At 69.7% G+C, this 24715-nt stretch carries 21 protein-coding genes; 8 read left to right on the top strand and 13 right to left on the bottom strand.

The genetic code is table 11. The features are described from left to right. Nucleotides 1-94: 94 nt before the first annotated feature. Nucleotides 95-1723, top strand: coding sequence for a DUF2207 domain-containing protein (locus ACQP1K_RS04010; protein ID WP_433499516.1), 1629 nt, complete (start codon nucleotides 95-97; stop codon nucleotides 1721-1723). Between the two features lie 30 nt (nucleotides 1724-1753). On the opposite strand, the gene ACQP1K_RS04005 is transcribed toward ACQP1K_RS04010, so the two are convergent. From ACQP1K_RS04005 to ACQP1K_RS03995, 3 genes are all read right to left on the bottom strand, one after another. Beyond that, entirely contained in the window at nucleotides 1754-3916 is a 2163-nt protein-coding gene (locus ACQP1K_RS04005) for a hypothetical protein (RefSeq protein WP_433499515.1), read from the bottom strand. After that, entirely contained in the window at nucleotides 3913-4599 is a 687-nt protein-coding gene (locus tag ACQP1K_RS04000; protein ID WP_433499514.1) for an ABC transporter ATP-binding protein, read from the bottom strand. Before ACQP1K_RS04000 ends, ACQP1K_RS04005 begins: the two co-directional genes overlap by 4 nt. A 104-nt stretch (nucleotides 4600-4703) precedes the next feature. Further along, a complete protein-coding gene (locus ACQP1K_RS03995; protein WP_433499513.1) occupies nucleotides 4704-5645 on the bottom strand; it encodes an asparaginase in 942 nt (313 codons plus the stop codon). Nucleotides 5646-5690: 45 nt separating this feature from the next. Here ACQP1K_RS03995 and dtd point away from each other — a divergent pair, with 45 nt between their 5' ends. Beyond that, the gene (dtd, locus tag ACQP1K_RS03990) at nucleotides 5691-6116 is read left to right on the top strand and encodes a D-aminoacyl-tRNA deacylase (protein ID WP_433499512.1); all 426 of its coding nucleotides are present in this window, start codon (nucleotides 5691-5693) and stop codon (nucleotides 6114-6116) included. Between the two features lie 243 nt (nucleotides 6117-6359). Here the strand turns inward: dtd and ACQP1K_RS03985 are convergent, their stop codons facing one another. From ACQP1K_RS03985 to ACQP1K_RS03975, 3 genes are all read right to left on the bottom strand, one after another. Continuing rightward, on the bottom strand, nucleotides 6360-7424 hold the full coding sequence (locus tag ACQP1K_RS03985) for a YgfZ/GcvT domain-containing protein (protein ID WP_433499511.1): 1065 nt from the start codon (nucleotides 7422-7424) through the stop codon (nucleotides 6360-6362). 92 nt (nucleotides 7425-7516) lie between these two features. Next, on the bottom strand, nucleotides 7517-7927 hold the full coding sequence (locus tag ACQP1K_RS03980) for a Fur family transcriptional regulator (protein WP_055483110.1): 411 nt from the start codon (nucleotides 7925-7927) through the stop codon (nucleotides 7517-7519). Between the two features lie 368 nt (nucleotides 7928-8295). Further along, on the bottom strand, nucleotides 8296-8799 hold the full coding sequence (locus ACQP1K_RS03975; protein WP_433499510.1) for an FABP family protein: 504 nt from the start codon (nucleotides 8797-8799) through the stop codon (nucleotides 8296-8298). Between the two features lie 109 nt (nucleotides 8800-8908). Between ACQP1K_RS03975 and ACQP1K_RS03970 the strand changes: the two genes are divergently transcribed. Continuing rightward, complete coding sequence (locus tag ACQP1K_RS03970) at nucleotides 8909-9271, top strand: DsrE family protein (RefSeq protein ID WP_433499509.1); 363 nt, start codon at nucleotides 8909-8911, stop codon at nucleotides 9269-9271. Between the two features lie 68 nt (nucleotides 9272-9339). On the opposite strand, the gene ACQP1K_RS03965 is transcribed toward ACQP1K_RS03970, so the two are convergent. From ACQP1K_RS03965 to ACQP1K_RS03950, 4 genes are all read right to left on the bottom strand, one after another. After that, a complete protein-coding gene (locus tag ACQP1K_RS03965; protein ID WP_433499508.1) occupies nucleotides 9340-10053 on the bottom strand; it encodes a type 1 glutamine amidotransferase in 714 nt (237 codons plus the stop codon). Further along, nucleotides 10043-11278 carry a MurT ligase domain-containing protein gene (locus ACQP1K_RS03960; protein ID WP_433499507.1) on the bottom strand — a complete coding sequence of 412 codons (1236 nt, stop codon included), beginning with the start codon at nucleotides 11276-11278 and terminating at the stop codon, nucleotides 10043-10045. The genes ACQP1K_RS03965 and ACQP1K_RS03960 overlap by 11 nt, the downstream gene beginning before the upstream one ends. Nucleotides 11279-11354: 76 nt before the next feature. After that, nucleotides 11355-14477, bottom strand: a complete 3123-nt coding sequence (locus tag ACQP1K_RS03955) for an ATP-binding protein (RefSeq protein ID WP_433499506.1) — start codon at nucleotides 14475-14477, stop codon at nucleotides 11355-11357. Nucleotides 14478-14573: 96 nt separating this feature from the next. Then, nucleotides 14574-16679 carry a hypothetical protein gene (locus ACQP1K_RS03950; RefSeq protein WP_433499505.1) on the bottom strand — a complete coding sequence of 702 codons (2106 nt, stop codon included), beginning with the start codon at nucleotides 16677-16679 and terminating at the stop codon, nucleotides 14574-14576. Nucleotides 16680-16908: 229 nt separating this feature from the next. Here ACQP1K_RS03950 and ACQP1K_RS03945 point away from each other — a divergent pair, with 229 nt between their 5' ends. Genes ACQP1K_RS03945 through ACQP1K_RS03935 form a run of 3 tightly spaced genes read left to right on the top strand, consistent with a single transcriptional unit; the run spans nucleotide 16909 to nucleotide 19231 of the window. Beyond that, a complete protein-coding gene (locus ACQP1K_RS03945) occupies nucleotides 16909-17568 on the top strand; it encodes a hypothetical protein (protein ID WP_433499504.1) in 660 nt (219 codons plus the stop codon). Next, the gene (locus tag ACQP1K_RS03940) at nucleotides 17565-18251 is read left to right on the top strand and encodes a DUF4352 domain-containing protein (RefSeq protein WP_433499503.1); all 687 of its coding nucleotides are present in this window, start codon (nucleotides 17565-17567) and stop codon (nucleotides 18249-18251) included. The genes ACQP1K_RS03945 and ACQP1K_RS03940 overlap by 4 nt, the downstream gene beginning before the upstream one ends. Continuing rightward, nucleotides 18248-19231, top strand: a complete 984-nt coding sequence (locus ACQP1K_RS03935; RefSeq protein WP_433499502.1) for a hypothetical protein — start codon at nucleotides 18248-18250, stop codon at nucleotides 19229-19231. The genes ACQP1K_RS03940 and ACQP1K_RS03935 overlap by 4 nt, the downstream gene beginning before the upstream one ends. A 41-nt stretch (nucleotides 19232-19272) precedes the next feature. Here the strand turns inward: ACQP1K_RS03935 and ACQP1K_RS03930 are convergent, their stop codons facing one another. From ACQP1K_RS03930 to ACQP1K_RS03920, 3 genes are all read right to left on the bottom strand, one after another. Then, complete coding sequence (locus ACQP1K_RS03930) at nucleotides 19273-20562, bottom strand: hypothetical protein (RefSeq protein ID WP_433499501.1); 1290 nt, start codon at nucleotides 20560-20562, stop codon at nucleotides 19273-19275. Nucleotides 20563-20706: 144 nt separating this feature from the next. After that, a complete protein-coding gene (locus ACQP1K_RS03925; protein ID WP_433499500.1) occupies nucleotides 20707-21486 on the bottom strand; it encodes an IclR family transcriptional regulator in 780 nt (259 codons plus the stop codon). Further along, nucleotides 21486-23234, bottom strand: coding sequence for an acetolactate synthase catalytic subunit (locus ACQP1K_RS03920; protein WP_433499499.1), 1749 nt, complete (start codon nucleotides 23232-23234; stop codon nucleotides 21486-21488). The genes ACQP1K_RS03925 and ACQP1K_RS03920 overlap by 1 nt, the downstream gene beginning before the upstream one ends. Before the next feature lie 168 nt (nucleotides 23235-23402). On the opposite strand from ACQP1K_RS03920, the gene ACQP1K_RS03915 reads away from it, so the two are divergent. Next, on the top strand, nucleotides 23403-24170 hold the full coding sequence (locus tag ACQP1K_RS03915) for an alpha/beta fold hydrolase (protein WP_433499498.1): 768 nt from the start codon (nucleotides 23403-23405) through the stop codon (nucleotides 24168-24170). Further along, complete coding sequence (locus tag ACQP1K_RS03910) at nucleotides 24116-24601, top strand: hypothetical protein (RefSeq protein ID WP_433499497.1); 486 nt, start codon at nucleotides 24116-24118, stop codon at nucleotides 24599-24601. The genes ACQP1K_RS03915 and ACQP1K_RS03910 overlap by 55 nt, the downstream gene beginning before the upstream one ends. Nucleotides 24602-24715: the final 114 nt, after the last annotated feature.

The raw sequence follows: 24715 nt of genomic DNA, 5'->3' as shown, positions 1-24715 counted from the left end.
CTCTGTGTCGCGAGGCCCCCATCCGGATCCACGAGGGCTCCCAGGACCAGTGAATGCACAAGCCGGACATTCAGCACCGGTAGGGTGCGAGTCCATGATGGATCACGCTCGCCGGCTCGGGCTGGCGGTCCTGCTCGCCATGCTCACCACAGCTGCCACGGTCGGTCTCGTGGCCACCCCCGCCCATGCTGAGCCCCCGACGACCGTCACCAAGGACGACGTGGTCATGGAACTCGGCAAGGACGGCGTGCTCCACGTCAAGGAGACGATCGCCCTGTCCGGCGGTCCGCACCGGCGGGCGATGCTCACGCGAACGCGCCACGACGACGGCCACGACCGCGTCTACCGGATCTCGAACGTCAAGGGCGCGACCTTCGACGGCGAGACGCTGACCATCAGGGGCAGCGGCACCGTCGAGTACGACGTGACAGGTGCCGTCACCCCCGGGTCGACCGGCGAGGAGCTCCGCTGGTCCGCCGTGACCGGCCCGGCGCGCAACGCGACGGTGCGGGTCACCGGCCCCGGCAGGGTGCACAACGTGTCCTGCTTCGCAGGTGAGCCGACCACGGCCATGGCGTGCACGGCGGCGTCGACCGAAGAGACCGGCACGAGCGCGCTCTTCGAGCAGCAGGGTCTCGAGGCCGGGCAGACGCTCACCGTCATCGTCGGCTATCCGAAGGGCGCCACCGGCACCGGCCCGATCCTGGAGCGCCGGTTCGAGCTGGCCAACGCGTTCACGCTGAACGCGGTGACCGTGATGTCACTCGTGGGGCTGCTGATCCTGCTCCTGGGCGGCGTCGGCCTGCTGTACTGGGCCCGGGGCCGGGACGCCCGGATCACCGACAGCGAGTCGGGGGAGATCAGCGGGCACCATAACGGTCACTTCACCCCGCCGGACGGGGTGCGCCCCGGCCAGATCGGCACGCTCTTCGACGAGCACGCAGACGTCATCGACGTGACCGCCACCATCGTCGATCTCGCCGTACGCGGCTATCTGCGCATCGACGAACAGCCCCGGCAGACGTACGACACGCCGGACTGGCGGCTCGTCAAGCTGCCCAAGGCGCCACTGGGCAGCCTGCTCCCCTACGAGCGCGCACTCTACGACGCGATCTTCGACGGCCGGGACGCGGTGCTGCTGTCGCAGCTGCGCGGGTCGTTCGCCGCCCGGCTCGACAACGTGCGCGACGCGCTGTACCAGGATGTGGTGACCCAGGGATGGTTCGCCAGGCGCCCCGACTCCGTCCGGTCCCGGTGGACCACCGCCGGCGTGGTCGTCATCGTGCTCGGCATGGCGGCGACCGCGCTGCTCGCGTGGCTCACGACGTACGCCGTGCTCGGACTGGCCGTGATCATCGCGGGGGCGGCGCTGGCCTACGGCGGGCAGTTCATGCCGGCCAAGACGGCGAAGGGCGCCACGGCCCTCGCGCACGTCATGGGGTTCCGGGAGCACCTCGCGGCCGGTGCCGTCGACGACGTGCCCGCCGCCAAGCGGATCGAGCTGTTCTCACGCTATCTGCCGTACGCGGTGATCTTCGACAGTGTGGACCGGTGGGCGCGGGTGGTGAGCGACTTCACCGGCAACGGGCAGCAGACAGATCATCTGTACTGGTACCAGGGGCCGGCCGAGTGGGACCTGTCGAGGTTCGCCGACTCGATGCGGACGTTCACGATGACCACATCCGGCGCGATCTCCGCCGCCCGCCACACCCGCTCCCTCTGATCGCACCTCTGATGCGCTTGAAAAAACCGCTCAGTCAGCGGCAGGGCGCCAGCGGGCGGTGGCCCGTATCGCGCCCGTGCCGCCGATGAGTCCGATGGCGATGGCGAGCACCAGCGCCCCTGCCGCGCATGCCGCCAGCAGGCTCCACGAGAACATCCCGGACTTCGACAAGGAGATGAAGAACGAGCCCTGCCAGGCGGCCACGCAGACCCCGAACGCGACAGCGATGACCGTGGGTATGGTCAGGTTCCAGATCGCGATTCCGAGCAGGAATCTCCGCCGTTCTGTCAGGACCGCGAGTGGCGCGACCGCGGTCGTGAACACGAGAAACTCAGCCGCCGAGCTGAAGGCCACGGCGAGCGCCAGAATGATCAGCGTGAGAATGGTGAGCAACTTGACCCAGTCGGCCATGTTGACGAGCCGATCGGCCCCGAGGATCCAGCCGTCGTACGGCCGCTTCACCTGGGCGAGCCCGAATGTGCGATTCGCCGTCTCCTTCACCCGGGCGTTCAGACCCGTCGTTCCCAACGGAGAGACCACGGCGATTTGATCGGCCTTCTGCGTGTTGCCGGAGACATTTCCTTCCCGAAACTTGATCTCACCTCCGAAACCTATGAACTTCCCCAAGATCGCGATACGCGCATCACCGCCTGTCATATGGTCTCCATCGGAGGAGCAGGCGATTCCGAGTGACCGCATCGCCTCGCATGATCCACGGAGTACGGATGGCTCGGTCGGTTTCTTCGCCGTGTTCACGAGGAAGATGTTCGCGTTCTTCGGAAGAGACCGCGCGAAGGCGTCCATCGAAGCGGGTGTGATCGATTGCGGGGTGACCACCAGCACCGAATCGTGGAGCTCTCGCTGCAGGGCTCGGGCGTTCTGGCCGGAGTCGCCCAGTCGGCTGGTCCACACCTGGGCCTGAGTGATCACGCCGAGTCCGATGACCATCACCGCCACGAGCCGTACGACCACGCCGGGACGGGCATGAGCCCAGCGGCCCGCGATCAACACGTCGGCGCGACCGGCCCACCTGCCGAAGGACGCGGCGGAGTTTCCCCAGTATCGGATCGCCGCACCGGCGGCGGAAGGCAGCATGCCCCAGAGCAGAGTGGTGCCGGCGATATAGGCGAGGAAGCTCGTCAGCTTGGGAAGATAAGGGGTGGTGACAATCGCGATCAGGCCCAGCAGTCCGGCGTACAGCCTCCAGCGGGGAATCCTGTCGGCGAAAACCCGGGGCCGGGTGCCTCCCCCGTCGATGCCGACCAGGTGAAGCGCCACGACCACGAACAACATCAGTCCGCATCCGGCGAGCGCGACCATCGGCGTCACCCATGCCCAGGCGCGCAGGTCAGCGGAGCCGACGACCTGGTCGATCAGGGGAATACGGACGTCCGACAGCGACATGAGCAGGTAGGGGACGCTTCCCAGCAGCGTGCCGATGGCCACGGGAATGCAGGCTTCGCCGAGATTCACCAGCGCCAGGTGCCACCGGTTCCCGCCGAGTGCGGTGAGGAGATGCACCCTCCGGTCTCGCGAGCTCGATCCACAGCGGGCGGCGACGACGAGTAATACGATCGCCACCCCGCCCACGGTGAACCCGATCACACTGAGAAGCTGACCGGCGGGCACCCGGTTGAGGGTGTCGCCCATCGGTGTGGATCGTGCCGAGCCGATTTTGGCGATCTTGGACCAGCCGTGGTGGCCGGCCACCGCTGGACGGACATAGGCCAGCCGCTCGGAGGGGGTCGCGAGTCCGCTCGAGTCGATGATCCCGGCGAACCTTCCGTACCGCCGGGTGATCCCCTCGCCTTCGCCGACCCGCATCAGCTCCGGCGACAGGAACGCCTCACCCGGTTCCGGCCAGCGGGGAAGCCCAGGGGGTGGAGAGGCCTGTGGTGACTTCGGCTCGATGTACACCACCTCGTGCGGTCTCGTGCCCACGGAGTCCCCTGCCCTCTTGTAGAGGGCGACGACGGGACTGTCGCTGTGCCGGGCGATCTCCACACCACGTGCGACGTCACGCCGGTCCCACCCATCGTAGGTCGCGATGACAGCGAGGCAGGACATGAGGACGAGGGTCACGACGGCTGCCGCGGTGATGAGCGCGGCGAACCGTAGTCTGCCGCCCGGCGAATTCCGGCCCGCCGCGAGGCCGATCCGCAGGAGTTGACGCCATAACGCATGAGGCCTCATGCCTGAGTCCCGATCAGGCGACCGGCGATCAGGTCGAGCCTGCGGTCGGCGCGGGCGGCGACGGCCTGGTCATGAGTCACGAGCAGGAGCGCGCAGCTCCGTCGTCTCGGCAGTTCGAAGAGAAGGTCGGCAACGGAATCCCTGCTGTCCTGGTCGAGTGCACCCGTGGGCTCGTCGGCGAGGATCAGCGGCGCCCCGGTGATCAGTGCTCGCGCCACGGCCGTTCGCTGTCTTTCTCCACCGGAGAGGTAGGCGGTGGGCGCCCCGTCGAGCGGAACGCCGAGGTCCGCGAGCAGGTGCCGAGCCAGATCGTAGGCCTTTTTTCGATCGGCTCCTGCGAGAAGTGCGGCAAGTGCCACGTTTTCGACAGGAGACAACTCGGGAAGCAATTCACCGAACTGAAAAACCATCCCGATGTGCTTCCGACGAAAGGACGCGAGCTGCCTTCGCGACATCCTGGTAAGGTCCTCGCCCGCCACCAGAATTCTGCCCTTCTTCGGCTTGGTCAGGCCCAGGATGCACGTCAACAGCGTGGTCTTCCCCGTTCCACTCGGCCCGCAGAGCACCACCGACTCGCCTTCATGAACATTCAGATCGAGTCCCCCGAAAAGTCGTGCGTTCGAGGTCGAATAACCGAGATTCTCGATCTGCAGCAACGGCGGGCGCTGATAGCGATCCAACACGTCCCCATCCTTCCACCGAATCACTGGGCGGCTGATGGTCCCGCGGCGATGCGCCGCCATTCGTTGAGCATGTGGGCGCCTGCGATGGGAGCCGGAGGAGAACGTCAGGGCCGGCGGACGCGGATCTCGCCGACCGGCTCGCCGCCGCCGAACAGCGGCGTGGTCGCCAGTCCCGCGAGCTCGGGCGCGTCCAGCCCGACCGCGCGCAGGGCGGCCACGGTCACCGGTGTGCGTGCCCGGTCGCCACCATCTTCGATCTTGACGGCGCCGGCCCGGCCGTCGGAGAAGGCGAAGGCGTTGAACGCCTCGGCGCCCACCTTCACCAGCAGGCCGGGGATCGCCCGCATGAGCTCGGCCTCGGGCCGTGCCGTACCACTCGTCCACTCCGGATAGGCGCGCATGGCGTCGGCGATGCGCCGTTCCGGGCTGCCGGGGGCGGCCAGCGGAAGCCGGCGGAAGGCACGCACGACACCGGCCATCGAGACGAAGAACAGCGGGGCGCCGCAACCGTCCACGCCGGTCGCCGCGACCCGCTCACCGGTGAGATCCTCGACCGTCGCCCTGATCGCCCGCTGGAGCGGGTGTCCAGGCCGCAGGTATCCATCGGTCGGCCAGCCCGTGGCCACACAGGTGGCGAGCATCGCCGCATGCTTGCCCGAGCAGTTCATGTAGATCCTGGCCGGCGTGCCGTGCTCGCGGACGACCCGATCGCGCGATTCCCGGTCGAACGGCAGGTCGGCGGGGCAGGCCAGGGCCGACTCGTCCAGCCCCGCCATGGCCAGGATCTTCCGTACTCCGTCCACGTGGAAGGGCTCACCGCTGTGGCTCGCGCAGGCGAGCGCGAGCAGCTCGTCCGCGGCCGGCAGTCCGCAGCGGAGCATGGCCAGCGCCTGGAGCGGCTTCATCGCCGAGCGGGGAGAGGTGAGACTCCCGGTGTCTCCGTGCACCATGACCGGAGATCCGTTGGCGTTCACCACGAGCACTCGTGCGCGGTGGACGGACTCGACGAACCCGGAACGGACCACTTCGACGATCAGCTCAGCCATGACCCGCAGTTTATGAACTCGGTCGGCATGGCAGAATTCGGGGCCATGCGTGCCGTCGTTCAGCGGGTCAGCTCCGCTTCAGTAGTGGTCGAAGGCAGGGTCGTCGGGGCGATCGACGAGCCCGGCCTGCTCGTGCTCGTCGGCGTCACCCACACCGACGGGCGGGCGGAGGCGGCCAGGCTCGCCGCCAAGCTGTGGGGGCTGCGCGTCCTGCACGGCGAGAAGTCCTGCTCGGATGTGGCCGCGCCGCTGCTCGTGATCAGTCAGTTCACGTTGTACGGCGACGCCCGCCGGGGCCGCCGCCCCACCTGGCAGGCGGCGGCCCCGGGGCCGGTGGCCGAGCCGCTGGTCGAGGCCGTGATCGAGGAACTGTGGGCGCTGGGCGCCCGGGTGGAGACCGGCGTGTTCGGCGCCGACATGAAGGTCTCGCTGACCAACGACGGCCCGATCACGCTGATCCTCGAGGTCTGACCGGCCGCTCCGTCCGCCCCCGGTCACCGCAAGATCGATCCGTACGCCCCGGCCGCCCACTGCAAGATCACGGAGACCTCCGCCGCAGGTCAGCGCCACAGCCTGCGAGTTTCTGCAAGATCACGATTGGGATCGTCGCAGGTCAGGCGGGATGGTTGCGAGAAAATGCAAGATCACGGGGGGATTTTTTTTGGGGGCGGTGCCTCCGATGTTCTTCGGCGGATGTTCTTCGGCGGATGCTCTTCAGCGGATGCGGCGGCGCAGCGCGGGGTCGATCTTGACGTTCCGGCCGGCGTCCGGGGGGACGATGACCTCCTGCGCGGCGGCCACGCCGCCCGCCAGCAGATCGATGTCCACGGGCACGGTCCTCTTCACGACGGCCAGGGCGATCGGGCCCAGCTCGTAATGGCGGGCCGACGAGCCGACGAACCCGAGCTGACCCGGCTCCGCCGCCCCTTCGACGGCCGCCTCAGGCTCGGCCTCCGCCGGCTTGCCGACGCCGAGCGTCACGGGCGCGCCGTGCGGCGGCAGCACGTCCACGCTGCCGTCCAGGTGCAGGAAGACCAGCCTGCGCGGCGGGTGACCGAGGTTGTGGACCCGGGCCACGGTCTCCTGGCCCCGATAGCAGCCCTTGCTCAGGTGTAGGGCGGCGCCGATCCAGGCGACCTCGTGCGGGATCGTCTTGTGGTCGGTCTCGAAGCCCAGCCGCGGCATGTGGGCCGCGATCCGCAGCGCCTCGTACGCCCAGAGGCCGGCCAGGCGCAGGCCCAGCTCGGCGGGGAGCCCGGCCAGCCGGTCACGCGGCACCAGCAGGTCGCCGCCGATCGCCACGACGCCCTCGGCGACCGTACCCGTGCCGGCGTCGGGGGTGGTGCCCGGCGCGGCGACGGAGACCACGGCGTAGTCCGCGCCGACGTCGGTCACCTCGACCCGCAGCATGAACCGCATCTTGTCCAGGAAGGCGACCAGCTCGCCCGAGGTGCCCGGCTCGACATGGGCCCAGACCGCGTCGCCGTCGTCCACCAGCGTCAGGTGGTGCTCGACCCGGCCCTGTCCGTCGAGGAGCAGGGTCTGGGTGGGCACCCCTGCTTCGAGTGTGTCGAGTTTCTGGGAGCTGAGGTCGTTGAGCCATCGCAGCCGGTCGGGGCCGGAGATCCGTACGACCCCTCGGTTGCTCCGGTCGACGAGCGCCTGGCCCGCCGCCAGGGCGCGCTGCTCCCCGTACGGGTCGCCGTAGTGCGCGGCAACGGAATCATCCGGCGTCTCCCCGGCGACCGCCCCGGGTGTGTCAAGCAATGGGCTCCGCATGCCATCAAGACTATTCGGTCGGTACGGCCCTCACGATCAGGCCTCCCTCTCCCGGCGAAGGCATGCCCCTCGCCTGCGGGAGCCGTATGGGCTCAGCGGCAGTTGCGGCAGTTGCCGAAAACGGTGAGATGGCTGACGTCGGTCGCGAATCCGAGTTCGCCGTCGAGGGTGGAGACCAGGGCCTGGACCAGGTCGGGGGCGACCTCGGTGACCTCCCCGCACCCCCGGCAGACGAGGTGCACGTGATCGGCCTCGGAGGCGAGATGGTAGGTGGGGGCGCCGTGACCGAGGTGGGTGTGGGTGACCAGTCCGAGCTCTTCGAGCAGTTCCAGCGTGCGGTAGACGGTCGAGATGTTCACGCCGCGCGCCGTCTCCTGCACCCGGGTGCAGATCTCCTCGGGCGTCGCGTGGCCCATCTCGGTGACCGCCTCCAACACGAGCTGACGTTGGGGGGTGACCCGGTAACCCCGTGCGCGCAGCTCCTCATGCCAAGTCTCGGCCATGCCCAGATCTTAGGCGTGCCGGACGCCCGCTCGGGACTCACGACATGTCGATATACGGGGGAATTCCTCCGAATAATCGTTTGCCCGCCTCTGGGCCGCTCGCATAGCGTGCAGATACGCAGAAGGGAGGTGGTCCAAAAAATGGTTGATCATTCTTGGGCTAGCGAGGTGGCTGTCCGCTAGACGGCGTCCATCTGGGCCTTCCGTCCAGATGTCGTACGACGTCTGGCGAATCCACAACAGTCACCGGAACCCCGGGCAGCCGGCGGTCGAGCACGTGTCACGTTCTCTGCCATGGTCCAGCCGGCCCGCCTCCGTGAGAATCCTCTACCGGAGCGGAGCACGCCCGGGGTTCTTTTTTTTCCGCGTCAGGCGTCGGTCTCCGGGGCGAAGTCGGCGACCTTCTTCAGCTCGGCCGACGCGTGCGACTGCAGCGGGTGTCCGACGGCCGCCATGTCATAGGCGTACATGAGGTTGCCGTTCACCAGGCCGTAGAGCCGGTGCCCCGCGCTGTATTCCTTGGACGTCGCGGTGCGCGCGACGATGTCGGTACGCAGCTCGATCTTGTGGAAGACGACCTCGCCCACGTAGATCTCCACGATCCCGGTGGGATGGGCGAGGCAGACCTCCAGCTGGCGCTCGGGCTGGATCCGCCAGAAACCCGACTCCCTGGCCAGCGGGCGAACCTTGGCGCCCTCGGCGTCCAGCAGCCAGGTCCGGCTCTCGTAGGTGAGGAACGGCTTTCCGTTGTGCCCGAACACCACCTCCTGCCCGAAGTTGGCGCTCTCCATCGTCGGATAGCCGATCACACCGGCTCCCTCCCAGCGGCCAAGGAGGAAGGCGATCGGCTCAAGGTCTGGATGTTGCTCCATGGAACGAGCTTAGAAGCCGTACGGCACCGCTCGGAGCCGTCAGACCCCGCATAGGCATCGTGGGGCAGGTGACGCCGCCGCCCGGAGACCCAGGAGCTAGGCTGCGAACATGGCAAGAGCACTGGTGATCAAGGTGACAGCCGGAGCCGACGCACCGGAGCGCTGCAACCAGGCGTTCACCGTCGCGGCGGCCGCCCTCGCCTCCGGCGTACCGGTCTCGCTCTGGCTGGCCGGCGAATCCTCGTGGTTCGCACTGCCCGGTCGGGCCAAGGAGTTCTCCCTGGCGGAGGCGCCGCCGCTGCAGGACCTGCTCGACGCGGTGCTCGCGGCGGGCATGGTCACGCTGTGCACGCAGTGCGCCGCCCGCCGAGGCATCACCGTCGACGACGTCATCGACGGCGTGCGGATCGCCGGGGCCCCGACGTTCGTCGAGGAGATCCTCACCGAGGATACCCAGGCCCTGGTCTACTGACGTCCCCGGGGCCCGCCCGGCGGGGCCCAGTGTGACGAGCCCAGTGTGACGAGCCCAGTGCGACGGGCTCAGGCGGGAGGCAGCGCCGCCGCGAGGCGTTCATCGCGCAGCCGCTGATACCAGTGGTCGTCCACCGGAGCGAGCGGCCCGACGACCCAGCTGAGCAGCAGGTCGGCGAGCGCGGGGTTGCGTGCGAGCGCGGGGCCGTGCAGGTAGGTCCCGATGATTCGGCCCGCGTAGCAGCCCTCCGTGCCGTCGCCGTTGCCGGTCCCGACGATCGTCCGGGAGAGCGGCCGGACACCGGGGCCGAGCCTGGTGACGCCCATGTGGTTCTCGAACCCGGTCAGCCTGGGCAGGCCGCCGAGGGCCGGATCGACGTCGGCGACCAGCTCGCCCACCGCGCGCCGCTCGCCCCGGCCCGAGCTGATGTCGAGCAGTCCGATGCCCTCCACCGGCCGGCCGTCCTCGCCGCCGAACACCGTTCCCATGATCTGGTAGCCGGCGCAGACCGCCAGCAGGGCCGCACCGTGCGCCACGGCCGCCCGCAGTCCGCCGTCCCTGCGCAACCGCTCGGCGCCGAGGATCTGGGGACGGTCCTCGCCACCGCCGATCAGGTAGATGTTCCCGTACTGCGGCACCGGATCCGCGGAGCGGACGTGGACCGTCCGGGTCGCGATGCCCCGGGCCCGGGCCCGGTGCTCCAGCACCAGTACGTTGCCCTGGTCTCCGTACGTGCTGAGCAGGTCCGGATAAATCCAGACGATGGACAATTCAGACTGCACGGCCGAACTCCGCTCGGATCTGCTGGAATGCGGTGTAGTTGGCGATCACATCGACCCGGCCGGGCGGCACGAGCGCCGTCGCCTGCTGGAACGAGTCGCAGAGCTGGAACGGCACGCCGGCCACGGTGAGCCGCAGCGCCAGGTCGAGGCGCCGCTCCCCGGTCACGAGCACGGGACGGTCGGCCAGGATGCGGTAGTCGATGTCCCAGAGCCAGGAGGTGTCGCGGCCGTCGGGGCCCTGCGCGTTCACCGACAGGATGATCGGCAGCGCGGGATCGGCGACGTCGAACGCCTCCAGCCAGCCGGCCGGATTCTTCGCCAGCAGCAGCCGCAGCGCGCGGCCGTCGCGCTCGACCATGGTGTAACGCCCGGCGACCGAGGTGACCAGGCGCAACCTGGGCAGCGCCCGGGCCGGATCGACCCAGAACGTCTCGGCGACCGCCAGCGCCATCGCGGCGTTCGACCGGTTGGCCTCCCCGGGAAGCTGGATGTCGAGCCGCCAGCGGGCGCCGCGCGGGTCGACGACGTCCTCCCCGTCGAGCACCCAGTTGGGCTCGGGACGGTGGAAGGTGCACTCACGGCAGGCCCAGGCGGCCCCGGACGCGGACCGGTCGAGCGGGCCGCCGCACTCCGGGCAGCACCAGGAGTCCTCGCGCCAGCGCTGCCCGGCCGCCACCCAGGTGACCCTGGCGGCGGTGGAGGCCCCCCACGTCACCAGCGGGTCGTCGCAGTTGGCGATCACATGAGCCGGTTTGCCGCTGAGTGCGCGACGCCACTTCTGGGCGAGCAGCCAGATCTCACCGGCCCGGTCCATCTGGTCGCGGCTGAGGTTCATGAGGCAGACGATCCCGGCCCCGGTCGTGTCGAGCACCTCGGGGAGGTACTTCTCGTCGACCTCCAGCACGCCGTACGGAGCGTCCTTGGCGGCGGCGAGCGCCGAGACGTGCCCCGCCGGCATGTTGGCGCCGAAGGCGTTGGTCGCGACGTCGCCGAGCTCCTGCAGCGCCGAGGTGATCAACCGCGTCGTGGTGGTCTTGCCGTTCGTGGCGCTGACCAGCACGAGCTTGCGGTCCGCCGCGAGCTTGCGCAGCAGGTCGGGCTCCAGCATCAGGCCCACCCTGCCGCCGATGACCGAACCGTCACCGCGTCCGGTGGCCCGCGACAGCGTCGCCGCCGTACGGCCGAGGGCACTGGCAAGCTGCGCCCGCAACGGAAGCTGACTCATGCCCGTGATCCTAGTGCCCCTCCCGCCAGGTCATTCGACGCGTGCCGGGGCCGGCCCCGGATTCTCGGGGCGTCGTTCAGGACGGTACCGGGCCATCGGGGCCGGTGAAGGACAGCTCGGCGGGGGTCTCCCCGTCGAAGGGGAGCACGAAGCGGCGCGGCCACGACAGCACGGTCTCCAGCCAGCCGGCCGCCATCGTCTGGGCGACGTACTTGATCCGGTCGCGCGGCTCCACCGCGATCGCGACGGTGGTCACGTCGCGCTGGACGCCCTCGTGCTCGTCGTCGCCGAGGATCACCCGCCAGGCCAGCGCCCGGTTGCGGTCGACCTCCATCGACAGCGGGTGATGGCGTAGCGCCTTGGCCCGGTGGCCGAGCAGCTCGGTGCGTACGCTCACCGCCACGGCTCCGTCGCGCCCATCCGCCGCCGGCTCGCCCCCGGATCGTGCGGCGCCCGAGGTCCTGGCCCACTCGGTGCCGAACAGGGGATATTCCATCGCGGGGGCCGGGCTGCGCAGGTCGGGCGCCGGGCGGCCGAACGGGAACAGCCTGTCCACCTCGTGCAGCCAGCGGATCTGCGGAATCACCCAGGAGGGCCCCGGGCGCTCACCGGCGCGCATCGGCGGCGTCCCGTCCGGCCGGCCGAGCAGCCCGGCCGCGACCTCGGCCGCCTTCGCGGTCAGCAGCGTCGGGTCGACCCACGTGCGCAGCGACCAGGCGCGGGCGGCGACCGCCCGCTCGATCAGCGTGGCCAGCAGGCACTCGCGCCGCCTGGGCGGCAGCTCCGCCCAGTCGTCGGACAGGACGCGCGGCACCCCGGGCAGCGACCGGTTCGTCACGAATGCCAGGATCACCGTGTCGGTCCAGATGCGCAGCCAGGCCCATTCGGGCGCGACCGCGAGCAGATCGGCCTCCCGCAGCTCGACCAGCGTGCACGCCTTGCCCGTACGGCACGCGTCGCCGCAGGCGGCCGAGCGGCGGCCGTGTATCGGCGGCACCGGGCCGACCATCAGACGCTCCCGCTGCTCCCCCAGCGGCACGTGCACCCGCAGCGGCCGGTCCATGCCGTCGGCGAAGACCGCGGCGTGCCCCGGCTGGAGCGAGACGACCTGACGGGACTGGTCCTCGCTCAGGTTCATCGCCGCTCCCACCAGTTGCCGGTCGTCCTCGGCGGGAAGCCGGTGCACGACCTTGAGCGCGGTGTTCTTCACCACGTCGGACACCAGCTTGGTGGGGATCTGCTCGGCCACGATGATGCCCTCGCCGTACGCCCTGATCTCGGCGAGCATTCCGGCGAGCAGCTCGACCGCGTGGGTGGAGGCGCGCCGTGCGCCGCGGTCGCGCAGCAGCCGGTGCGCCTCCTCGATCACGATGACGTGGCGCAGCCCGGGGGGCCCGCCCTCGTGCCGCGTCTCCTGCCTGGCCCGCATCCGCAGGTGCTCGACGATCCTGATGATCAGCGTGCCCATCAGGAACGCCTTGTCCTCGTCGTTGGCGACGTCCTCGATCGCGAGCACGACGTTGCGCTGGAGCAGCCCGCCGATGTCGGCGGGGTGGCCGCCCTCGAAGAACCTGCCCGCGCTGCCCACCCGCAGGCTGCGCAGCCGCAGGCTGATGAACCCCTCGACGTCGGCCTGGACCTCGTTGCCGTAGCCGATCTCCTGGATCACCTCGAGCGCGTGCTGCTGGAGCTGCTCCAGGGTCGGCACCGCGGGTTGTACGGCAGCGCCGGGGACGCCTCCCCCGGTGACCACGTCCCATCCGTTGGCCTCGTAGACCCGCTGCAGCGCGAGCGACATGATCTGCGGGAACGGCTCCTCGGCGTCGAAGGCGGCCATGAAGAGCGCGCGGACCATGTCGATGTGCGCCTGGACGGGATAGCCCGGCTCGGGCGCCAGCGGGTTGACGCTTATCGGCACGTTGTCGGGCGCCGACGGATTGATCACGGTCACCGGGGCCAGGTGCTCGACCCGGCCGGCCATGGCGGCGTACTCGGACTTGGCCGGCTCGATCGCCAACCACGGGATCCCCGCCTCGGTGAGCTGTTCGAGCAGGTGCCTGACGGTCTGGGACTTGCCCGAGCCGGTGGCCCCCGTGACGAAGGCGTGACGGTTGAGCGTGGCCAGCGGCACCCGGAACGTCCCGACCGCCCGGTCCTGCCCGTCGACGATCGTGCCGAGATCGATCAGCCCGCCCGAGCCCTCCACCTCGGCCTCGCTGGTCACGTCGAAGAACCCCGCGTCCAGCACCCGTACGCCCGGCACCTCCCGCCGCGGCAGTCCGGCGAGCGCGGCGAGCGCCCCCGCCGTGGCAGCGAACGGCGCGGACGCCCCGTCGGCGGGGTCGGCCGGGTCCTGGAGGTTGACCGCCAGCGCCTCGGCGAAGCCGTACACCGGACCACCCGTGTGACCGCGATCGGCTCCACCGGAGAGGGCGGCCAGGGACATCACGCTGCGCAGCCGGTAGGGGTGATGGCTCATCTCCACGGAACCGACGAGCACGGGCGCGATCTGACGCAGCTCGTCGGGCCCGGCGGCGCCGGCGAGCACCCGCACGTTCCACAGCCCGGCCTCGCGGAAGGCGTCGAGCTCCTGCATCCTGCGCTCGGCACGCTCGGCGTCGAACCGGGACCGCTCGGAGGCGTCACCGTACTGACGCAGCACGTTGAGCTGGGTGCGCAGGTGGGCGACCTCGTCGTCGAGCAGGTCGGTCGGCTCAGCCACCACGACCCAGCCGAACGGCCGCGACATCAGCGTGACCAGCGTCGACTCGAACAGCGTCGGCCGCTTCTGCTCGTCGGGCTCCGGCTCGCGCCGGCCGTACAACGGCGGCGCCTGACGGCCGGGGCACGGCGTCCACACGAGATCGGCCAGGTCGTCCAGCCACTCGTCGCCGATCTCCACCCCGCGTGCGCCGCCGGGGAACAGCAGCGGCTGGGGGCCCGAGACGTGCGCCTCGCCGGACACCGCCGCCCGCCTGGGCTGGCGGGGCGGGGTGAGCGGCCCGGCATTGGTGATCAGTTCGAGCGGCGCGCCCGAGCCCCGGGAAAGCCAGCCGATGACGAACGGGCGGTTGCGCTGGGCGGCGGAAAGTACGGCCGGGAGAACCGTGACGAAGTCCCACTCTGCGGATGAACTACGCGAAGGGGCCGTGATCGCCTGGATTCGGTACCACGGCCCGCTCAGGGGGAACGGCTGCATGAGATCCCTCAGTTGACGACGAACAGGGAAGAGACTCCTTCAACGATCATGTCCGCATGGCCGTGTTGACGATGCCCTTACCCGTTCCCGACGGTGTCATGGCCGCCTGCGCCAGTCGAGCCGCTGAGGCGGGGGACCGAGATTCGGCGGCGGGGCGTCCTCCTGCGGAGGATCCGCCGGCCCCCTGTCGGACCGTACGACGCCGGACCGGGCGGCGTCCGGCCGGGCGGTCTCCGCCGGCGGAGCGACGGGCGGCTCGCCCGGCGGTGAAACCCTCTCGTCCCGCGTCCAGGTCCCCCGCTCGCCCGACGTGCCCCGCTCACCCGCTGCTCTCCGCTCCCCCGGCCCGGTGGGCTCCGGAGCCTCGGCGGACAGCGCGGCCCGCCGCACCTCGCCGAACTCGTACAACGTGGTCTTGGGGAGGGTGAGGATCGCCGGGTTGGCGTCGGCCAGCCGTACCTGCCGCCCCTCGGCCGTCGCGTGCGTGACGATCACGGAGGTCGTGGGGAGCTGCTGAAGCTGGTGCGGCTCGACCAGGAACTCACGCGACCGCTGGAGCACCCCTTCGGCGACCGTGTTGGCGTGGCGACCCCATTCGGTCGACTCGGTGATGTCCTCCCTGAGGTCTCCCTCGCCCTTCTCCTCCTGGCTCGGGCGGCCCGCGCCCACGGTGGAGGTGTAGAAGCCGCCCTCGCCGTGGACCGCCGAGCTGAACGTCTCGGTGAGCTGGGCCAGCTGCAGCCGATGCTCGGTGCCCACGTGCTCGCTCGCCACCCGGGCGTCCTCGGCGTTGCCCAGGCGCATGAACGCGACGGCGGCGTGCCCGCGGCCCAGGCGCTCCCGCACGGTCGGAGTGAGGCTGCGATAGGTGAGGACGAGCCCGGTACGCGAGGTCTCACAGGCGTCCATCAACCGGTCGAGCACGTCGCCGCGCAGCTTGTCCGCCCCGGCCACGATGATCGTGTGATACCAGGGCCGCTCGCTCGCCGGCGACTGGCGCAGGATGTGCGTGAGCGCGGTCGCGACGTACGTCCCCAGGACGCGGTTGCCGAAGACGCCGGCCTGCCGGTCCATGCTCACCACGCGCAGCCGGGCCGGCGGCAGCCGTACGGCCTCGGTGCCGAGCGTCTCCAGCTTGCGTAACTGGGACTCCAGCGCCCAGGCCCGTTCGATGACCACGCGGTCGGCGACCCCCCGGCCGAAGAGCATGCCGATGCGTTCGAGCTGGGTCGCGGTCAGCAGGCCGAATTTCATGTCGTCGCGCGGGTCGCCCACCTGGGCCAGGGCCCGAAGCGCCGCGGTGACCTGGCTGATCGTCGCGTTCTCGCCGAGGACCTCCAGCACCCGTTCCAGGATCGCGTTGTCGAAGCCGATGTCCCGGCTCGTCTCCTCGCTGACGCTGACCACGTGCGCGAGCACGTCGGCGAACGCCTCGGGCTTGAGCGTCGCGCCGAGGTCGAGGCGGGGCAGGTCGACCGGGAGCACCCACACGAGCGGATCGTCGCCGCCCCGCCTGGCCAGCTCGATCAGGTCCTTGGCGATCGCGCCCTCGGACAGGTCGAGGACGGTCAGATGGCCCCCGCTGTAGAGGCGGGTCGCCCCGATCAGCGTGATCAGCGCCGACCACCCCGGCAGCGTCCCGCCCGCCACGTCGACCCGGTCGATCTCGTCGGGCACGGCCACCGCGTACCAGGTGAGCTGGCGGTCGAACCTGTTCTTCTTCTCGGCCCAGTCGCGGTATCTGGCCGCGTGCTCCTCCTGGGCCCTGGCGATCTCGCGGCGGCGCCGCTCCTGCTCGCGCCGCGCCAGCTCCCTGCGCTGGCTCACCCGCGCGTCGACGGTCCGGTTGCCCTGCCTGATGGCGTACGCGCAGATGCCGGCGATGCCGCCGGCCGCCGCCAGGCCGAGCAGCACGAGCGGCCAGGCCAGCAGGTCCAGCAGGCCGAGGACGAGGATCACCGCCGTCACGACCGTCATGAAGGTACGGAAGATCCGTACCGGGCGGTTGAGCAGATCCTCCTGGAGCCGCGCCCGCCGGAGCCACTCGTCGTCCTGCCCCGCCGCGTCCTCCTCGGCGACGACGTCATCCCGGGCCGGACGCTTCGGTGGTGGTCCGGGATCCGGGTACAGCAGAGCGTACTGCCAGCCCAGGTAGATCCGATCTGCCTGAGGCTGGGCATGCTCAGGGTGCGGGTCGCCCACGAGCCCAGTCCTCCATGTCCGCCTCGATCACCAGCGTAGGAGTTGGAAGCCCTGTCAGGGTGGGCTTCCCGCCATTCGTGCGCTATTTCCTGCCGGAGGCGGGATCAGGAGCACAGTCCCGCCGGAGGCGGGATCAACGGCACAGTCCCGGGATCCACGGCGCACCCCGGCGAGGTTACGGATCATCGGGGCAGATGAGGCGAGTGTGGTCGTACTACCATCGCTTGCCATGACGTCACCCAGTCATGGCATCCGCCGTCGACGCCCGGTCCTGGTCCCGGTCGCCGCGGCGCTGGCCGCCGCGGGGGTCGGCGTCACCGCCGCTTTCGGCGGGCTGGACGAGGCTCCGCCGAAGAAGCCCGCTCAGGTCACGGCCGGGCAGGTCATCGACCAGGGGCAGTTCCGTACGGAGTTCCTCGAGGCGATCGACACGATCGAGCAGGGCGAATTCGGCGCGACCCGGCGCATACTGAAAATCACCATCAAGGTCACCAACCTCGGCAAGGCGACCACGTCCGTCGGGCTCCTGCCCGAGCCGGGCAAGGCGATCCCGGAGATCCCCTACTCCTTCGCCGGTTCTCTGCTCCGCGTCGATCCGGAGATCAAGAGCAAGTACGGCGCCGACGTGACCGTGCTGAGCTACGGGATCAAGAGCCGTCAGCTCCATCCGGGGATCACCACCACGGTCGTCGTGAAGTACGAGCTGGAGGCCACGGCCACGGTGCCTCCCGAGATACGGGTGGATGTGGGCCGGCTCGTCTACGCCACGCTCGGTGTGCGGGACCAGTCGTACTACTGGCGGCTCGCCGGGGAGGAAGACAAGGACGGCGCGTTCACCCCGGCCGTCGCCGCACGGGTCTCCCTGCCCGTACGGCAGGAGCGGACATGATGGCCGTCACGCAGCCCGAGACCTCCCGCCCGGCCCGTCACTCCGCCGAGACGCACCGTCGGCCGCCGGGGAAGCGGAGGCTCGGCGCGCGTGTCGCCGCCGCCGTGGTCGGTGTCGCGCTCGCCGCCGCCGCCGTCTACGCGCAGACCTTCGCCCTGTCGGCCGAACAGCGCTCCTCGCTCATCACCGTCAACGGACGGATCGGCGAGGTGGTGGACACCCACCGGTTCAGCGTCCGGGTGAGTTCGATGACCGCCGCCCTCGCGGTCGACACCACCGACTACGGTGATCAGGTGACCAAGGTGGGCACCAGCAACCTGTTCCTCGTGGCCGACATCTCGATCACCACCGCCCATGAGCCGATGCGGCTGAGCCCCGGCCCCAATGTCGTGCTGCTCACCAGGGACGGCCGCCGCTATCAGACGACGGACAAGGTGAACCAGAGCCTCACCGCGTTCAACAGGCACTATCAGCCCGGGTTCTGGTCGAGCGGAGTCCTGGTCTTCGAGGTGCCCAAGGACGCCGTGTCCGGCGCCCGCCTCGTCATCGCGCCCCCGACCGGGTTCATCACCGACTACTCCGCCCCCGAAGCCGAGATCGACCTGGGCCTGTCCGGTGAGACCGCCCGCCGGTTCATCGCACAGGCGGAGGACTACCACTCCCTGGTGAGCAACAAGCGATGAACGAGCCACACACGAACCGGACCCCCGCCGACGAGCCGCCGGGTGAGCGCGACTGGTTCGCGCCCCCGCCGAGCCAGCCAACGGAGATTCCGGACGACCCGTCCGACATCACCTACAGCGGTCCGCTGCCGCAGGCGGTGATGGCGATCCCGATTCCCGGCACACTGCGGCCGCCGCAGGACGTCCGGGTCTGGCCGCCCCTCCACGAGGGGGACTCCACCCAGCCGTTCCCCGCCCTCAGGTCCACCCCGCTGGCCTCCTTACCGTCGCGCGGCGGGCCCTCCCCCGCCATGCCGTCTTCGCCGGAGTCTCCACCGGCGGAGCCGCCATCGGCCGGGTCGCCGTTCACAGGGCCGTCACCCGCGGAACCCGCCGCTCCCGCGGATCCCTCCTCCGGCGGAGGGAAGACCGGGCGAGGCCGCCGGCGTACGGCGCTGCTCGGCGTGGGGGCGGCACTGTCCCTGGCCCTCTCCATCGGCGTGCCCACCTGGTTCGGCTACACGGTCTACACGTACGCCCGCCCGAGCGACCAGGTGCACCTCGTCGAGCCGGGACGCTCAGCGACCTGGCAGCACGTTTCGTGGCAGGCCAGACTCGAGAAGATCCCCGATCCGACCGGCAAACCGGACACCTCTGACCGGCAATGGATGAAGGCCGTCGTCACGAGGGCCGCCGTCGACGGCGAGGGCGCCATCCGCCACGGCTCTCCAGAGGTGCGGCTGACCGACGAGTCCGGCCGGATCTGGCTCATGGAAGAGCTCAGCAACGAGACGCCGGCCGACACCGAGGAGAACAAGGTCGGCACGCCGTACCGGCTCGAACTGGTCGGCGTGGTGCCGCCGCCCGTCGCCGATCAGGTCGAGATCCTGCTGCGCCCCAGCATCAGCCGCAGCGTCCCCGGGCAGTCCGTCGAGGACATGATGAAGGAGTCCGTGAAAACGGAGGAGAAGCCGGACCACGTGCTGCGGTTCCTGCGCTGAGTCCGCGGAGCGCAGCGCCCCGAAACCACCGCGCTCCGGAACTACCGGAGGCCGCGACGCCGCCTGCTCGCGGCCAGGTCGAAGGTGGCCGCGATGAGACACATGCTCAGCGTGGTCACCAGGAGATCGACGACGAAGCCGACGGGCACATAGGTCATGAACCAGATGTACGGCTCGTCGAACGCCACGAGATAGCGGCCCGCCCGCCCGAGATAGTCTCCGCCCACTCGCAGCCCCACGTAGCACAGGGCGAACAGCCCGAAGAGCGGGGCTCCGCCGCTCACGGTCAGCCGCAGCGAGTTGAGCAGCGGGATCCAACGCTCCGTCCATCCGGCGCTCAGCTTGACGAGCGCGAGCCGCGTCCACCTGTGCGTCCGTTCGACGTGCACCGTCGCCCGTTCCAGCCGGGTGCCTCTGATCGTGGTCCGGGTGTCCTCCGCGTACGCGCCGTAGACCAGGATGCCGACCGTCAGCCAGGCGAGCGGAACGACGAGCGCGTCGACGACGTACGGCCAGACGGCGCCGATGAAGCCCGTGACCTGCTCCCAGCCCGGAACGCCCGCCTTGGCCTGATCCGTCCAGTCGTGCCATGCCGTGACCACGACCCGGCCGCCCAGCCAGTCGGAGCGGGCCCCCACGGCCGTGTACAGCGCGTTGATCCCGTAGAACACGAAGGCGAGTTCGCCGAAGGTGGCCAGGATCCCGGAGAAGCGCCCGGCGCCGGCCTCGTGCCGCCGCCCGAAGAACGTCTTGATCACGTAGGCGACCGCCATGGTCGCCAGGGAGATCTTCGCATCCAGCCCGATGAGCCCGGCCATCACGCCGCTGTCCTCGCCGGCGAAGGCGTCGACCAGGATGCGATCCGGCTGCCGCCGCAGGTCGATCTCCATGAAGTCACGGATGTCCTGGGTGACGAAGCCCCAGGTGAGATAGATGCCGGCGAAGACGAGGGCGGTGCGGTTGAGCGCGCCGAACAGGCTCTCCCTGCCCTCACCCGCCTCCCGGCGTGCCCTGGTCTCCATGAGGGCGTCCCGGATGACGTACAGCATTCCGGCCGTCGTGGCCAGCGACGTCATCACGACGAGCGTGAACAGGAACACCACCACGACCAGTCGGGCCTGGTACCACGACCCGTGCGAGAGCGTCGCGGCCAGCAGGAGCAGCGCCCACCGCACGAGACGCCCCAGCGAGAACCAGATGATCAGCGGCAGCGCGCACTTAGCCGCGATTCCGAAGGCGTGCAACGGCAGCGCGTACGGCGACAGCATCCAGGTCGGCTTCTCGGAACCGGCGGCCTGGTGGGAAGCGGCGATCGCGGACGTTCCAGACACCTGCCGCATGTTATCGGCTCGCTCCCGCCCCCGTCGGCGACGTCACGACCTGATAACCCCCGATGCGGCCGGCGGTCCGCACGGCGGTCGTCCCCTCCTGCCAGCGCATCGGCTCGGCCACGCACGGGGATGCGGCATGCGGCCTCAGGGTGCGAGACCGAGGACCGACGTCGCCTTGTTCGCCGCGTCGAGCACTGTGCCGACCATCTTGTCCTGGGCTTCGCCGAACCGCGATGTCGGTGCGACGATTCCGACGGCGCCGGCGACGGAACCGTCATGTGCGAAGAACGGGGAGCCGATCGCGGTGACGCCGGGGCTGGAGTCGACGTCCGCGGCCCATCCCCTCGCCCTGACCTCTTCGAATTCCTGCAGCAGGGCCGTGCGAAACCGCCGCTGGGCGGACGGGGCCATGCCCGTGAGGTTGCGTGCGACGATCTCGTCCCGCAGCGCGGCATCGAGGTGGGCGAGCACGGCCTTGCCCGATGCACGGTGTGGCTCGTTGCCCGTGAGGCCGACGTAGAGGCCGCTCGCGCGGAGCGGTTGCGACCCTTCGACCAGAACTTTCAAGATCAGGTTCTTGTCGTCGAGAGTCGACAGGAACGAGGTTTCTGCAGTCGTCTCGGCAAGCTCGCCGACGATGCTCGCGAGCTTGTCGTTGACCTTGAAACTGCGCTGGTAGGTCCGGAACAGGGCGCCTACGCCGGCACCGAGCCGGAGTGTGGCGTCGGCTCGGCGCTCGATGTAGCCACGTGCGACCAGAGTCCGCATCAGGTGGTAGCAGGTCGTGATGTTCAAGCCGAGGCCGGCGGAGACCTGTTTCACCGTCGGCGGGGGCTCGGCGGCGGCCACGTACTCGAGGAAGCTCAGCGCTCGCTCGACGGTCTGCAGGGTCTGCTGCGTGGACTTGGCTGACGAACTGTGCACTATTTGAAATTATCAGCCTGCAAGGCACGCGTGGCCCGATGAAGCGGGGCGTTGAGCCGGTCGGTGAACGGGTCGAAGGCCCGTACGGGCGGATAGGCGTCGGGGTCGACGATCACGTCGATGACCGTGGTGTGGCCGGAGACCAGTGCCTTCCGAAGTGCGGGAGCGATGGCGTCCGGGTGATCCACCATGATCCCGGCGGCTCCCACGGCGGTCGCGACGGCGGCATGGTCCACGGGATCGAGCTCCACACCGGTGGTCGTCTCGCCGAACACGGCGTTCTCGACATGCCTCTGGGCTCCCAGTACCGAGTTGTTGAGCACCACGACGGTCACCGGAAGGCGTTCTCGCACAGCGGTTTCCAGCTCGGACCAGACGTGTGCGAAGCCGCCGTCGCCGACGACCGCGATGACACGTCGCTCGGGCGCGGCGATTTTCGCTCCCAGGGCCAGAGGCAGTCCCCAACCGAGACCGGCCAGACCTCGTGGCATGACGAAGCGCTGGCCGGGCCGCTTGGCCAGGAGGTGACCGGCGACCCAGAACGAGGAGTAGCTGGCGTCGGCGACCACGATGTCGTCGGGCTCCAGGAGCCGGTTGAGCTCGGCGAAAAGGCGCTCCGGGGCGATGGGGGTCTCATCGGACTCCAACAGCGGGGTGACGGCCTCGAAGTGCCGCTGACGGCCGGCGGCGATGGCGGCTCTGAGCCCCTCCGACTGAGCGACGCGGAGCGTGAGATCGGTCGCCGCCAGGGCAGCCGTGAGGTCCCCGAGCGCGGCCCTGGCATCACCGAGCAGGCGTATCGACTCGTAGTTCCGCCCCACCTCGAGAGGGTCGACATCGACGTGGATGTAGGTGGCGTCGGGGGATGTCAGCGTCCAGCCCTCGGTGCCGTTCTCGTTCGTGCGGGTACCGACCAGCAGAACGACATCGGCTCCGGCGATCAGGGGGAGGTGGAAGTGGGCGGGTCCGCGCTCGCCGGTGACATTGGCGGCGACCCCCAGTGACAGCGGACCCGATTCGTCCACGGCACCCTTGCCCATATTCGTCGTGACCACGGGGAGATGGGCGATCTCCTGCAGCGCGGCCAGTTCGGCCACCGCACCCGAACCGTGCACTCCGCCGCCAGCGACGACCAGAGGAGACCGGGCCGTGGCGATGAGTTGTGCCGCCCGCGACACCGCAGCGGCGGACGGCCGGGGGCGGTCGAGAGGGAAGGCCCCGAGATCCGCGGTGCGCGCGAATCGTCCGGACACGGCGGGCTTTCCGAGGACGTCCCGGGGGACGAGCAGCACGACCGGCCCGGGCCGTCCGCTGTTCGCCATCGTGACCGCGTGGTCGATCGTGTCCTCCACCCGAGTGGGATCGTCGATGCGCCGCGTCCACTTCGAGACGCTCGCGAACAGCGCGAAGTGGTCCAGCTCCTGGAAAGCGTTGCGGTCCCGGCTGCCTGACGGCACCTCCTGCACCAGCACGAGCATCGGTATCGACGCCTTGAGCGCCTCTCCCATCGGGGCGACGAGCAGGGTCGCGGCAGGGCCGTTCTGGGCCGCCACCACCCCGATCCGGCCGGAGATCCGAGCGAAGCCGTCGGCCATCGCGCCGCCGGCGTTCTCCGTCCGGTAGAGGATCTGGCGGATTCCGATGCGTTCGGCGGCGAGCATCAACTCGGTCGGGTTGCTCTGGCCCAGGATCGTCTCGACTCCGTGGCGGGCCAGTGTGCTTGCTATGACGTCGGCGACAGTGGTCATGTTCCGCAATGTTTCAAACTGTGAATCGTATGTCAACTATCGAATTTTTCATTATCTGAAACCAGATGCGGTTATTGACATGCCGAGGACGTGACTCCTACCGTCGAGTGGTGAGCGCACTCCGCCCCCGCCCCAACGGCCTCCCACCACCGAAGATCTGGAGTTCCCATGACCATCGACACCGGTGAAACGCATCTGAGCCCGGTGCTCTGCCTGCACTCCCTGTTCCTCGATCCACGCGCCTTCGACGGCCTTGTCGCCGCGGGAGCCGGGCGCTTCCGGTTCATAGCACCGGAGTTCCTCGGACAGGCCGGCCGCCTTGACGAAGTCGACGCGACCGTGACCATGGACCAGTGCACCGACGACGTGCTGGCCCTGATCGACCGGCTCGGTCTCACCTCCCTGTCGATGGTCGGGCAGTCGATGGGCGGCGACGTCGCAGTCCGCATCGCGGCTCGCCGACCCGATCTGGTCGGCAGGCTGGTGCTGATGGGCTCGTCGGCGAGAGCCGAGACCGACGAGAACGTCGACCTGTTCGGGGCGTTCGTCGACAGGTTCGAGCGGGAGGGATTCACCCCGGAGCTCGTCGACTTCGTCAAGAGCATCCTGTTCGCGGCAACCGTTCTCAACGACCCGGCTCGCTCCGACATTCACGAGACGTGGACCAAGCGCATCGGCGAGCTCTCCCCCAGGATCGCTCATGCCGCACGGGGCGTCGTCCAGCGAGAGAGCGCGCTCGACCTGCTGCCTCTGATCACCGCGCGGACGCTCGTCATCTCCGGGACCCAGGACCAGGCCCGCCCGCCGGCCTGGTCGGACGAGATGTTCGAGGCGATTCCGAACGCCGAGCTCTGGCGCATCAAGACCACGGGCCACAGTCCATGCCTCGAAGCCCCGGACACCGTCATCCCGCGTGTCCTCGACTTCCTCGCTTAGAACGCCGGTCAGGTGACCGATATCCGGAGGTAGGGAGCGGAGCGGGAGGGAGCGAGGACCGCACGCGAAACCCGCGACCGGCGGGTTGCGCAACGGACCGGAGCTTCCTCCCGGCGCAGCGGCCGAAGCCGCCGAACACCGGTGACACAACGCGACCGACGCTCCAGCGCGGAACGGACAGGCATGACCGGCATACAGACGGTCTCGTACGCCGTGGCTACATGGAGAGCATCGTCATCTCACATGATGCGTCTTGCTTCATGGACTTCGTCTCGGTGGAGGAACACCCCCGACCGGGTGAGAAATGGAGCTACCGCCTCATGTCCACGGAGGTGATTCCCGCGTTGCTCCAGGCGGGTGCCGCTGACCGCAGTGTCGAGACCATCCTGGTGGACGACCAGCGTCGGCACTTCGAGGGGGCGAGGGCGTGACCCCGGCGAGGCCGTGGTGCTTGCTCGTCGTGGGACGGGCGGACCAGACCCCGGAGCCTCACCCGTACGGCCCCCCGCACAGCGCGAAGGCCGGTGCGTTCACGGGGGAACGTA

Origin of the sequence: Sphaerimonospora sp. CA-214678 (genome assembly GCF_050942215.1) — a bacterium.
Classification (GTDB): Bacteria; Actinomycetota; Actinomycetes; order Streptosporangiales; family Streptosporangiaceae; genus Sphaerimonospora.
The sequence above is the reverse complement of the archived record's forward strand: the minus strand, read 5'-3'. Positions and strand labels throughout refer to the sequence as shown.

Bases quoted from the DNA above. Each gene is read 5' to 3' on its own strand.
- ACQP1K_RS04010 (WP_433499516.1), top strand. From the start codon at position 95: ATGATGGATCACGCTCGCCGGCTCGGGCTGGCGGTCCTGCTCGCCATG.
- ACQP1K_RS04005 (WP_433499515.1), bottom strand. From the start codon at position 3,916: ATGAGGCCTCATGCGTTATGGCGTCAACTCCTGCGGATCGGCCTCGCG.
- ACQP1K_RS03995 (WP_433499513.1), bottom strand. From the start codon at position 5,645: ATGGCTGAGCTGATCGTCGAAGTGGTCCGTTCCGGGTTCGTCGAGTCC.
- dtd (WP_433499512.1), top strand. From the start codon at position 5,691: ATGCGTGCCGTCGTTCAGCGGGTCAGCTCCGCTTCAGTAGTGGTCGAA.
- ACQP1K_RS03985 (WP_433499511.1), bottom strand. From the start codon at position 7,424: ATGCGGAGCCCATTGCTTGACACACCCGGGGCGGTCGCCGGGGAGACG.
- ACQP1K_RS03980 (WP_055483110.1), bottom strand. From the start codon at position 7,927: ATGGCCGAGACTTGGCATGAGGAGCTGCGCGCACGGGGTTACCGGGTC.
- ACQP1K_RS03975 (WP_433499510.1), bottom strand. From the start codon at position 8,799: ATGGAGCAACATCCAGACCTTGAGCCGATCGCCTTCCTCCTTGGCCGC.
- ACQP1K_RS03970 (WP_433499509.1), top strand. From the start codon at position 8,909: ATGGCAAGAGCACTGGTGATCAAGGTGACAGCCGGAGCCGACGCACCG.
- ACQP1K_RS03960 (WP_433499507.1), bottom strand. From the start codon at position 11,278: ATGAGTCAGCTTCCGTTGCGGGCGCAGCTTGCCAGTGCCCTCGGCCGT.
- ACQP1K_RS03955 (WP_433499506.1), bottom strand. From the start codon at position 14,477: ATGCAGCCGTTCCCCCTGAGCGGGCCGTGGTACCGAATCCAGGCGATC.
- ACQP1K_RS03945 (WP_433499504.1), top strand. From the start codon at position 16,909: ATGACGTCACCCAGTCATGGCATCCGCCGTCGACGCCCGGTCCTGGTC.
- ACQP1K_RS03940 (WP_433499503.1), top strand. From the start codon at position 17,565: ATGATGGCCGTCACGCAGCCCGAGACCTCCCGCCCGGCCCGTCACTCC.
- ACQP1K_RS03935 (WP_433499502.1), top strand. From the start codon at position 18,248: ATGAACGAGCCACACACGAACCGGACCCCCGCCGACGAGCCGCCGGGT.
- ACQP1K_RS03920 (WP_433499499.1), bottom strand. From the start codon at position 23,234: ATGACCACTGTCGCCGACGTCATAGCAAGCACACTGGCCCGCCACGGA.
- ACQP1K_RS03915 (WP_433499498.1), top strand. From the start codon at position 23,403: ATGACCATCGACACCGGTGAAACGCATCTGAGCCCGGTGCTCTGCCTG.
- ACQP1K_RS03910 (WP_433499497.1), top strand. From the start codon at position 24,116: ATGCCTCGAAGCCCCGGACACCGTCATCCCGCGTGTCCTCGACTTCCT.